This window comes from Candidatus Pelagibacter communis, assembly GCF_001179945.1.
Taxonomy (GTDB): Bacteria; Pseudomonadota; Alphaproteobacteria; order Pelagibacterales; family Pelagibacteraceae; genus Pelagilacustribacter; species Pelagilacustribacter ubique_A.
Map to the genome: position 1 here is coordinate 1 of NZ_CVSG01000040.1, position 7,769 is coordinate 7,769.

Below are 7,769 nucleotides of genomic sequence, written 5' to 3' on the forward strand. Positions count from 1 at the left end.
AAATACTAAAGAAGCTGAAAAAATAATTGCTGAATTTAATAAGCCAAATGTAGATTCTGAAAAAGTTAAAACCACATCACCTGTAAAAAATAAGTCAAAATTAAAAAAAATTAGTAAAAAGTAACCAATAGTTGTATAAACCAGTAATGAGTCGCGATTTTGAAGAAAAAATGAATAGCCTTATCCCCATGGTTGTTGAGCAAACAAGCAAAGGTGAAAGAGCTTACGATATTTACTCAAGACTATTAAAAGAACGAATTGTTTTTTTAGTTGGCCCAGTAAACGATGCTGTTGCATCTTTGGTAACCGCACAACTTTTGTTTCTGGAATCAGAAAATCCAAATAAAGAAATAAATTTTTACATTAATAGCCCAGGTGGTTTAGTTACAGCTGGTTTAGGAATTTACGATACAATGCAATATATTAATTCCCCTGTTTCTACTTTATGTATAGGACAAGCCTCATCTATGGGTTCATTCTTGTTAGCAGCTGGTGAGAAGGGAAAAAGATATTCTCTACCTAATTCTAGAATTATGGTCCATCAACCTTCAGCTGGATTTCAAGGTCAAGCAACTGATATTCAAATTCATGCAAAGGAAATTTTATTATTGAAAGAGAGATTAAATAAAATTTACTCCAAACATACAGGAAAATCAGTCAATGAAATATCTGATGCTTTAGAAAGAGATAACTTTATGACAGCTGAGGAAGCTAAAAAATTTGGCTTAATTGACTCAGTTGTGGAAAAAAGAAAATAAAACACTAGATATAGCTATAAAAACAACTTCAACTTGCTAACCTAATTACAGAGTTTTATATTAATAATAATGATTCGTTATGACAGAAAAAAATAATAAAAATATTTTATATTGCTCGTTTTGCGGAAAGAGCCAGCATGAGGTAAGAAAACTTATCGCAGGTCCGACTGTATTTATTTGTGATGAATGCGTTGAGCTTTGTATGGATATTATTAAAGAAGAAAACAAAAGCTCATTAGTAAAACATCAAGAAGGGGTCCCTTCTCCAAAAGAAATTTGCGGAGTTTTAGATGAATATGTAATTGGACAAAAGCTTGCAAAAGAAATTTTATCGGTAGCAGTTCACAACCATTACAAAAGATTAAATCATGAAACTAAAAACACTAAAGACGTTGAACTTTCAAAATCAAATATATTACTTGTCGGCCCAACTGGGTGTGGAAAAACATTGTTAGCCCAAACTTTAGCAAGAATTTTAGATGTACCTTTTACCATGGCAGATGCGACTACGCTTACAGAAGCAGGCTATGTTGGTGAAGACGTAGAAAATATTATTTTAAAACTATTACAAGCAGCAGACTACAATGTTGAAAAAGCTCAAAGAGGAATTGTTTATATAGATGAAGTAGATAAAATAAGTAGAAAATCTGAAAATCCATCAATTACTAGAGATGTTTCTGGTGAAGGAGTTCAACAAGCTTTGTTAAAAATTATGGAAGGAACTGTAGCGAGTGTTCCACCACAAGGTGGTAGAAAACATCCACAACAAGAATTTTTACAGGTGGATACTACAAATATTTTATTTATTTGTGGAGGTGCTTTTGCAGGATTAGACAAACTTATTGACAGTAGAGGAAAGGGTAGTTCAATAGGCTTTGGTGCAAAAGTAAAAAGCTATAAAGAGCAACCACTTTCAGAAATTATGAAAATGTTAGAACCAGAGGATTTAATCAAATATGGTTTAATCCCAGAGTTTATTGGAAGAATGCCGATTATTGCTACACTTGATGATCTTGACGAAACTTCTCTTGTTAAAATTTTACAGGAACCAAAGAATTCTTTAATAAAACAATACCAAAGATTATTTGAATTTGAAAATGTAACTTTGGAATTTAAAGAAGATGCGATAGTTGAAATAGCAAAAAAAGCTATCTCAAAAAAGACAGGCGCAAGAGGGTTAAGGTCAATATTAGAAAATATTTTATTAAAAACAATGTTTGATTTACCAGATATGGAGAATGTAATTAAAGTTACAGTAGATAAATCTTCTGTTAAAGGTAACTCAGAACCCATTGTCACATATGGCAAAAAATCATCAACATCAGTAGCTTAAAGTAAATTTGTTTCTTGAAATTGATGAATATATTGCCATATTATTAAATAATGAAAACAACTTATTTAAAACCTCTTTTACCTCTAAGAGATATAGTGATTTTTCCTTCAATGGTAGTTCCTTTATTTGTAGGAAGAGATAAATCAATTAAAGCTCTTCAAGAAGTAATGAAATCTGATAAATCAATTGTTTTAGTAACACAGAAAAATTCTGAAATTGACGATCCAGAAAGTAAAGATTTATATCAATATGGATGTTTAAGTAAAGTTTTACAACTTTTAAAACTTCCTGATGGAACTGTTAAAGTTCTTGTAGAAGGTGAAAAAAGAGTAAAAATTGTAAAACATAACAATGAGAAAGAAAAACATCTAACCTGTGAGGTTGAAGTTGTAGAAGATGAAAACATTTCAAAAGATTTAGAATTATTTGCAGTCGGTTTAGTCAAAAAATTCGAAAAATTACAAATTTTAAACAAAAAAGATTTAAATGAAGGTTCAAATAATTTAAAAAATTTAAAAAATCCCTCTCATATAGCAAACAATATTTCATCAAATCTAAACATTCAAATTTTTGAAAAACAAGAATTACTAGAAATAGTTGACCTAAAAAAAAGATTGGAAAAAATACATACATTTATTGAAAAAGAAACAAGTGTCATTTCAGTTGAAAAAAAAATACGTGGCAGGGTAAAAAACCAAATGGAAAAAACTCAGAGAGAGTATTATTTAAATGAACAGTTAAAAGCTATTCAGAAAGAATTAGGTGAAATTGATGAGGGAAAAGATGAGTTAACTAATTTATCAAAAGCTATTGCGGAGGCAAAAATGCCGAAGTTAGCTAAAGAAAAATGCTTATCTGAATTAAAAAAATTAAAATCTATGAGTCCAATGTCGGCAGAAGCAACAGTAGTAAGAAATTACCTGGATTGGATGACAGATTTACCTTGGTCAAATAAGTCGAAAATAAATACTGATTTAAATAATGCTCAAAAAATCCTTGACGAAGACCACTACGGTCTTGAAAAAGTTAAAGAGAGAATTATTGAGTTTTTGGCTGTTCAAAAAAGAATCCAAAAAATGAAGGGCCCAATATTATGTTTGGTAGGACCACCTGGAGTTGGCAAAACCTCTTTAGGTAAATCAATAGCTAAAGCAACTAACCGTAAATTCATTAGAATTTCATTAGGAGGAATTAGAGATGAAGCAGAGATAAGAGGTCATAGAAGAACCTACATAGGATCATTACCTGGTAAGATAATTCAAATGATGAAAAAAGCTGGTACTAAAAATCCTCTATTTCTTCTAGACGAGATAGATAAAGTTGGAAATGATTACAGGGGAGATCCCTCATCAGCATTATTAGAAGCCTTAGATCCAGAACAGAATAAGGAGTTTAATGATCACTATTTAGAAGTTGACTATGATTTATCTGACGTAATGTTTGTAACTACTGCCAATACTTTAAATATTTTACCACCGTTACTTGATAGAATGGAGGTAATTAGATTATCAGGATACACGGAAGACGAAAAAGTAAATATTTCTCAAAAATTTTTAATTCCAAATCAAAGCAACAACAATGGATTAAAAAAAGAAGAGTGGAATATAGACGAGAATATAAACAGAAAAATAATAAGGCATTACACAAGAGAGTCTGGAGTGAGAAATCTAGAAAGAGAAATTTCAAAAATTGCTAGAAAACTTGTTAAAAAAATTGATAACAAAGAAAAAATTAATAACCCAATTACAGAAAGTGACTTAAAAGACCTTTTGGGCGTTCAAAAGTTTAACTACGGCGAAATTGAAGAGGCAAATAGAATTGGAGTTGTAACTGGTTTAGCATGGACTGAAGTTGGAGGAGAAATTCTAAAAATTGAATCTGTTATTATGCCTGGAAAAGGTAAGATGCAAATTACCGGCAAATTGGGCGATGTAATGCAAGAGTCCGTCAAAGCCGCTAAGTCCTATATCCGTTCTAAAAGCCTAGATTTCGGAATTATACCGCCAGTCTTTGATAAAAAAGATTTTCATATTCATGTTCCTGAAGGAGCAACGCCTAAAGATGGACCTTCAGCTGGAATTGGTATGGTAACCTCAATTATTTCAGCTATAACTGAAATTCCGGTAGACAAAAATGTTGCTATGACTGGTGAAATTACTCTAAGAGGTGTTGTGTTACCAATTGGAGGACTTAAAGAAAAGCTATTGGCAGCTCACAGGGCAGGCATCAAAAAAGTCATTATACCAATTGAAAACAAAAAAGATTTAATCGAAGTTCCAGAAACTATTTTAGAGAGTATGGAAGTAATTACTGTTAAAAGTGTGGATGAGGTTTTAAAAGTTGCTCTTACAAAACCATTTAAAAGAGTTGAATGGGTAGACGTAGATCCAATTTCTAAAAAAATTAAAAACAAAGAGGAATTAAGTACTCACTAATCTATCCAAGTATTCAAAGTGGAAAAATTCTTTTGGATATATTCTGGCAATTGTTCTAATCCAATTCTCCTCAAGTTTTTTTCACTTTGCCATTTACCCTGATTTTTTTTATCAGCATTGTGATCATACATTACTTTTTTGCTCTTTATTAATTCTTTTAATTTTTGAATATTATAACCACTTTCTTCATACTCTAAATGATGTAAAAAACTTCTCATTTTAAAGTCAATTTTTTCAGGGGACATAATATTAGTAAAGTGCCATCCTCCAGACTCTATAAATCCAATATTAAAATATTTTTTTTTATCAAAAAAAGCATCAATTCTCCAATAAGGGTATTTTTTGGATTTCACATTTCTAAGCCATTGAGGTGATATCAAATTTTTTATTTTACATATTTTGCTTCCCATCCAAGTAAAATTTGGAAATTCAAGGTTTAATTTATAGTAAAACATCTTTTGTTTAAAAATTGTTATTTTATAATTATATTTAAAATCTTTTAAATTAGGAATTTCATCTAAATCATTTATTAAAACTAAGTCTTCTTCTGAAAATTTTTTCAAATAATTCAAACAAAAGTTTCTTTGATAATTTTCTCTTAATAGAGCATTATCTAATATTTTATTTTTTTTTACTTTATCACTGTCATTACTATTTATTTTTAACAAGTGATTGGGTTGGTGATCTAAAACTATATACTCAATTTTATCTTTAAATTTTTGAAAATTGTTTATATCAAAATTGAGTTTTTTTGGTTGTCCGTTATGGCTAAATTTTGACTCACAAATTAAAAATTTATGTATAAAATTATTTAATGTATTAAGTCGGATATCTAAAACTAAATCCTCATCAAAATACATAAAGGTGTCGATTATTCTCATAAAACTATTAATATAACCAATCTTTATATTTTTTTAAGTTAGACTTAATATAACTAGGTAAATTTGAATTTCCTAAAATTTTAAGTTTTTTTTCACCTTTCCATTTGTTTTCCTTCATATCTACTTGATAATCATAAATGGCTCTATTTTCTCTAATCATTTTTTCTATATCATTTGACTTTAGGCCGCTCTCCTCAAATTCATAATGGTGTGCGAAACTCAATAATTTTTTATTTAAGTCTTTTGGTGATCTCATACAACTAAAGTGCCACCCACCATCTTTAACAAAACGAATGTTTGAGAATTTTTTTTTCGAAAAAAGAGTATCCAACCTCCATTTCGAATATTTCTTACCTTTAATATTTCTCAACCATTGAGGAGATCGAAAATTTTTGAATTTAATTCCTTTAGTGCCGTGCCATGTAAAATTTTCGTAAAGCAAATTAAATTTATAGTAAAACATTTTCTGTTCGAAAATAATTATATTATTATTAATCATATTTTTATCTAAATTTTCCAAATTAGGTATTTCATCTAAATCGCTTATTAATACTAAATCTTGCTCTGATAAATTTTTTAATCCCAGCTTCAAACTTTCTCTTTGAAAGTAGTCTCTTGACATCCCATTTAAAATTAGTTTTTCTCCTCTTTCATTTTTTGTATCATTTTCAAATATTTCTAGTAAGTCGTTTGGTTGTTTTTCTACCTTTATATATATGATTTTCTCTTTGAATTTTTTAAAATTGTTTATATCAAAATTTAATTTCTTTTTCTTACCGTTATGAGTATAAGTTGCCTCTGAGATAATAAACTTTTTTACAAATTTGTTTAAAATATTAAGTCTTAAGTCTAAAAGTAAGTCTTCATCGAAATACATGAAGCAATCATATATATTCATGATATTTGAGTTATAGTAAAATATAATATATGTAAATATTTATTAAGAAATCAAATGAGGAAAAATATCATTATAACAGGTGGTTTAGGTTATATTGGATCAGAGTTATGTAAATTATACTCAGGCTATAGCTGGCATCACAATATAAAAGTCATAGATAAAAGATTTATTTCTGAAAGAGTTAATCAAATTCGAAATTGGAATATGGAATTTATTCAAGGAGATATATTAGATAAAAATTTAGTAGAAAAACATTTTAAAGAAGCAGATGTTGTACACCATTTAGCCGGTATAACAGATGTTCCAAGAACCAAAAGCGAGTCATCTCCAGAGCGAGATAAAGAAATTAATGAAGTTGCAGAAATAGGAGCAAAAAATATTTTAGAAGTGGTAAATAATAAATGTAAAATTATTTTCCCTTCAACTCACGTAGTTTTTGAGGGAATAAAAGATGTGAAAAATGACATTAAAGAGAACGAACAAACCCAACCCATTCTTGCCTACGCAAAGTCCAAAGCCTTAAATGAAAGGCAATTAAAAGAGTCTGGTAAAAATTTTGTGATTTTAAGATTAGGATCGGTATATGGTTACTCATTAGATACGATGAGAATAGATATTATGCCTAATTTATTTTCGAAAATAGCTTCCCAAAACGGAACTATAAAATTATTTGCAGGTGGAAGACAAGTAAAAAGCCTGGTTCCGCTAATTGATGTTGCAAGATGTTTTAAATTCATGGAAGAAAATGATAAAATTAAGTCTGAAACATTTAATCTTGCAAAAGATACTGTAACCGTAAAAAAAGTTGCAGAAATTTGTAAAAAATACAACAAAAAAATTACACTAAAAGAAACTAATGATGAAATTCCAAATTTAGGTTTTTCACTTTCTAACAAAAAACTATTAGGTGTTGGATTTAAATTTCTTTATGGACTTGAAGAAAGTATAAAAGAAATGATTGAAAAATGGTCAAAACATAATTTAATTCAAGAATTAGAACATGTAAAAGACGGTGAAAATCTTTTCAAAGACTCCAGAGGTACAATTAGCAATCATGAGTTAACTGAACCTATTAATTTGATAGGATTAATCGACTCAAAAAAAGGAACAATTCGAGCTAACCACTATCACCCACAGCAAGAACAAAAATGTTTATTTACTAAAGGTCAAATTATTGAAATTTTTCAAGATATAATTAATCCTAACTCACCAAAAATTACTCAGGTAGTGAACGCAGGTCAAATTTCTGTTATCAAACCAAACGTTGCCCACACAATGGTATTTACTAAAGACACTACTTTCTTAAACTTAGTACGAGGTGAAAGAGAACATAAAAATTACGGCATTACTCATACTATAAAACATGTATTTGTTGATGAAAAAGAAAAAAATATATTATTAAAAAATTATAAATTTAATTGTAGGTCATGTGGAAACACAAATTTAAAAAGAGTCGTGTCTCTT

6 protein-coding genes are annotated in these 7,769 nt (G+C 29.0%); 4 read left to right on the top strand and 2 right to left on the bottom strand.

Annotated features, from left to right (window positions below):
- The first annotated feature begins 146 nt into the window (after positions 1–146).
- The 3 genes from clpP (at position 147) to lon (ending at position 4,526) form a co-directional block, all read left to right on the top strand.
- Complete coding sequence (gene clpP / locus AMN78_RS01020; RefSeq protein ID WP_075533763.1) at positions 147–758, top strand: ATP-dependent Clp endopeptidase proteolytic subunit ClpP; 612 nt, start codon at positions 147–149, stop codon at positions 756–758.
- A 79-nt stretch (positions 759–837) separates the two neighbouring features.
- The gene (gene clpX, locus AMN78_RS01025; protein WP_075533764.1) at positions 838–2,091 is read left to right on the top strand and encodes an ATP-dependent Clp protease ATP-binding subunit ClpX; all 1,254 of its coding nucleotides are present in this window, start codon (positions 838–840) and stop codon (positions 2,089–2,091) included.
- A 50-nt stretch (positions 2,092–2,141) separates the two neighbouring features.
- Positions 2,142–4,526 carry an endopeptidase La gene (gene lon / locus AMN78_RS01030; protein ID WP_075533765.1) on the top strand — a complete coding sequence of 795 codons (2,385 nt, stop codon included), beginning with the start codon at positions 2,142–2,144 and terminating at the stop codon, positions 4,524–4,526.
- Here the strand turns inward: lon and AMN78_RS01035 are convergent.
- Together AMN78_RS01035 and AMN78_RS01040 are read right to left on the bottom strand one after the other, a co-directional pair.
- Positions 4,523–5,407, bottom strand: coding sequence for a glycosyltransferase family 17 protein (locus tag AMN78_RS01035; RefSeq protein WP_075533766.1), 885 nt, complete (start codon positions 5,405–5,407; stop codon positions 4,523–4,525). The genes lon and AMN78_RS01035 overlap by 4 nt on opposite strands.
- A gap of 7 nt (positions 5,408–5,414) precedes the next feature.
- On the bottom strand, positions 5,415–6,305 hold the full coding sequence (locus AMN78_RS01040; protein ID WP_075533767.1) for a glycosyltransferase family 17 protein: 891 nt from the start codon (positions 6,303–6,305) through the stop codon (positions 5,415–5,417).
- A 54-nt stretch (positions 6,306–6,359) separates the two neighbouring features.
- On the opposite strand from AMN78_RS01040, the gene AMN78_RS01045 reads away from it, so the two are divergent.
- Positions 6,360–7,769 (top strand): NAD-dependent epimerase/dehydratase family protein (locus AMN78_RS01045; RefSeq protein ID WP_075533768.1); only part of this gene is annotated, 1,410 nt, incomplete at its 3' end.